We start from the raw sequence: 3,451 nt of genomic DNA, 5'->3' as shown, positions 1-3,451 counted from the left end.
TTTTTAATTCATCCGAATTATAAATTAATCCCTTTACAAAAAGTTGGACTTCATTTGTTTTTGCAAAATCATAATCATAAAAAAGAATATTTTTTTCTAACGTATAATTAGATGTATCAAAAGATATCTTATCCTTTACATCTTGCGAATGCTCAAATAATCCGATTAAACAAATTTTATCTTTCATTTTCTAATAGTTTATTTTTAAAAAAAAGCGATATTATTGTTTTTATCAACTTTTAATATTTTTTAAAATTAGCACTTTGAAGTATCTAATTCCAAATAATACTGAAAGGATTTTTACTATAATATAATTTCAGCTAAAATCGGTTCAACAGAGATACTGGGAAAGTTAAATATTTTTTGTCATTTTAAATCTGTAATATTACCTTTAATAATAATTGAATTTCTATCATCAAGTCTTTTTAAAAACAGATAAATCAGAGACATATTAATATTTGAATAGATTGTGAGAAATGCATTTAAAATATTAGAAGAAAAGTAGCTAAGCACATAACATGTCAGGTTAATCTAAATCAAATATTTTATCACCTTGCAAATCATTATCATCAACTATTTCTTTAATACTAAACATATTAAGAGCAAGAACAATTTCTTTTATTTCTTCTTTCATTTCACTTAAAGCTCCCTTTTTATTAGTTGAGAAAATTTTGTAATCATTTTTTCTAAAAAATTTTACAGCTTCTTCACTTGGATGGTCATAAGAATTAGTTCCAACAGAAAAAACAATAGGGGTTTGAGTTTCTCTATTTCTTTTTCTCCAAAATGCATTATTATGATTTGTTTTTGCTCCATGATGAGGGCTTTGAGCAAGAATTAATTTTGATTGTAATCTTTCTGGATGTTTTATATCAATACGAATCAAGGATGATTTATCAACATCAGATGTTAGCAAAACATATCCGTTTAAAGTATTAATTTTGAGAATTGTACTTAACCAGTTTGCCTTTGGATTATTGTGAGGATTTTCTTCATCAAAAGGATAATCTGCTCCTGATATATAATTGTTTAGTTCCTTTTGACTTGGTGCCAATACTGAAATACTGTAATCATTTGACAGCGGTATTTCAGATGGCATCTCAGCTTGTATTGCACCAACTTGCATATTCATTTGTTCAAAATTATTTTGAATAAATAAAAACAAATTTTGCAATTCAGTTTCAGAGGTTGCTGATTTTGTAGCCATTTTAAGAAATGAAGGCGTTTGAGAAGATGTATGTAGAAAATACTTAATATGAATATTATTTTCTTTACAATGCTTTAAAAGCTGAAGAAATCCAGAAAAATGGTCATAATGTGGATGACTTAATATTACATACTCAATCTCTGTATATTCATTATCAGTAATATGTTTTAATACAGGATTGCTTTCTTGGTATAAATTACAATCAATTAATGCAATCTTATTTCTATCATCTTTATTCCATTCGATAATAATACTGTCACCTTGCCCTACATTTTTAAAAGTAATCTTAATCATCTTTAAAGGAAATTGGCTTATCCAAACCAGAATTCTCTAATAAATTCCAAGAGTTTTGTGTTTTGAAAAGATGCTCATTAACCATATGTTTCCCATCATACACATCAATTCTACTTGAGCCAAGTTTTGTCCTAATAGTTATTAATACAAAAGTCTTTATTTTAAGATTCGATAAGTGCAAAAATAGTTCTTTTGAGAATACTCTTGTTTCAAACTTTCTATTTTCTTTATCAATAAGGCATTCACAAGTAATTTGATTTTTATTAATCAATAACACTTGTGCCTGTAAACTTACACTTTTTGTCCAATACTCAGCAGAAATAAAATCTTTATGTTTAAAATCAAATTCAGATATTTTATTTTCAGGATAAATATTGATTTCGTTAAGATTTAGTTCTTCTGATACATCTTTCTTTAAGGCCTTTAAAGTATTATATTCAGAATATTCTTTTGTCGGAATTTCTTGATTAATTATTTCCATAATCTTTTAATGTACTCGTCTTGTTTTTGAAAAATATTTTTATAAAGTTTGAAATGAACATTTTTATTATTTTCAAAATATTTATATTCCAACATTTCTCCTGTGCACTCTAATTCTTTTAATAATTCTGTATTTTTTATAACAATATTTTTCTTCTTTAAATCGTCTGCCCCAATATAAGGTCCAAAATTTAAAAATATTTGTGATCTGTCATCATTTTTTTCAACAGAAATACCAATATCAGAATAGTTAGGAAGTAAAGACAAACTATTTTTAGTGAAATATTTTTCAGTAAAATCTTTAATTACAATATCTAAATTATCTTTTTTAGGATGTACAAATATACTAAAAAACAAACAATTTTTTATTTCACCAAACCCTTTCATTTCTGATATCTTTGAGAACAAATTTAGAAAAGGTTCCTCTATTATAGAATTATTTTCATTCAAAGAAAAATATCCGTTATTTTCTACTTTTATGTAAATCCTATCCCACAAAATTACAATCTGATAATATTGTTCATCAAAAAATAAGGTTATTCGTTCACTATGAGAATTCTCGTTATCAATACCAATACGACTTGCAAGTTTAACAAATGGAGCAATCGCTTCCCTTATTATTAATGGAAAATTTAAGATATTACTATATCTAATCTCAAACTGATGTATAGGACATATAATCTCCATAATATTTTTTGTACAAATATAATAAATTACTTGTAACTAATCAGTGTGTAATAATAAATTGTATTACGTTATATTTGAGTAAAATAAGTGATTTAACCGTAAAGTTCGCAAATAACGTATATTCAATAACTTAGCACTCTTTGCATAGATACTTTATGCTCCTTGCGGTAAAAATAAATTTTATAATACTCACAGAATCAACACTATAAGCATACTGATTAGTTACAATTATTTTAATGAAATAATCAGTTATAACATATTTCCTTAATAACTTCTACACGGTAAATTATTACACAGTAGTTATCACCAACGACAATCTGTACAATAACTCAAATTACTGATTAATTTATTTTCAAATATAAGCATTTTTTAGGTCTAATTAGTGCCTCTAAGAAAACACTAAAAAATTTGCTTTTCAATGACTTACTGCCTTAAACCCTAAAGGGAAAAGTCATTGAAAATCAGTGCTCTCTTTAGGGCAGGGGTAAACACTTATTTTTAATATCTGTAATTTTCTTATAAGCACTAATTATAAAAAGGGAAATTTTGTAATCTATGAATCTGTCTTTGACAGACGTAGTCTTTACTTTTTGCATGTCTTCGACAGACGAGGTCTGTGGCAAATTTAATTACCCACAGTATTTGACATAGAACCAATTATTTTCTGAATTTTAATATTAATTTGCAAATGCTTGTTTCAGAGTCTTAGATTTATGGTTGGAAAATTTAGCAACAAAAATGAATTAAAGAATGATTAACACAAATAAAAACAATTTACCTTTA

The 3,451-nt window shown here is 25.8% G+C and carries 4 protein-coding genes; all 4 read right to left on the bottom strand.

Annotation, left to right across the window (positions count from 1 at the left end; all coding sequences use genetic code 11):
- The coding region (locus U9R42_06015) for a hypothetical protein (protein ID MEA3495575.1) at positions 1 to 187 on the bottom strand (187 nt) is incomplete at its 3' end.
- Between the two features lie 339 nt (positions 188 to 526).
- A complete protein-coding gene (locus tag U9R42_06010) occupies positions 527 to 1,501 on the bottom strand; it encodes an MBL fold metallo-hydrolase (GenBank protein MEA3495574.1) in 975 nt (324 codons plus the stop codon).
- The gene (locus tag U9R42_06005; GenBank protein ID MEA3495573.1) at positions 1,494 to 1,982 is read right to left on the bottom strand and encodes a hypothetical protein; all 489 of its coding nucleotides are present in this window, start codon (positions 1,980 to 1,982) and stop codon (positions 1,494 to 1,496) included. Before U9R42_06005 ends, U9R42_06010 begins: the two co-directional genes overlap by 8 nt.
- On the bottom strand, positions 1,973 to 2,668 hold the full coding sequence (locus U9R42_06000; GenBank protein MEA3495572.1) for a hypothetical protein: 696 nt from the start codon (positions 2,666 to 2,668) through the stop codon (positions 1,973 to 1,975). Before U9R42_06000 ends, U9R42_06005 begins: the two co-directional genes overlap by 10 nt.
- Positions 2,669 to 3,451 lie beyond the last annotated feature (783 nt).

The organism is Bacteroidota bacterium (genome assembly GCA_034723125.1).
Taxonomy (GTDB): domain Bacteria; phylum Bacteroidota; class Bacteroidia; order CAILMK01; family JAAYUY01; genus JAYEOP01.
The sequence above is the reverse complement of the archived record's forward strand: the minus strand, read 5'-3'. Positions and strand labels throughout refer to the sequence as shown.

Bases quoted from the DNA above. Each gene is read 5' to 3' on its own strand.
- U9R42_06000 (MEA3495572.1), bottom strand. From the start codon at position 2,668: ATGGAGATTATATGTCCTATACATCAGTTTGAGATTAGATATAGTAAT.
- U9R42_06010 (MEA3495574.1), bottom strand. From the start codon at position 1,501: ATGATTAAGATTACTTTTAAAAATGTAGGGCAAGGTGACAGTATTATT.
- U9R42_06005 (MEA3495573.1), bottom strand. From the start codon at position 1,982: ATGGAAATAATTAATCAAGAAATTCCGACAAAAGAATATTCTGAATAT.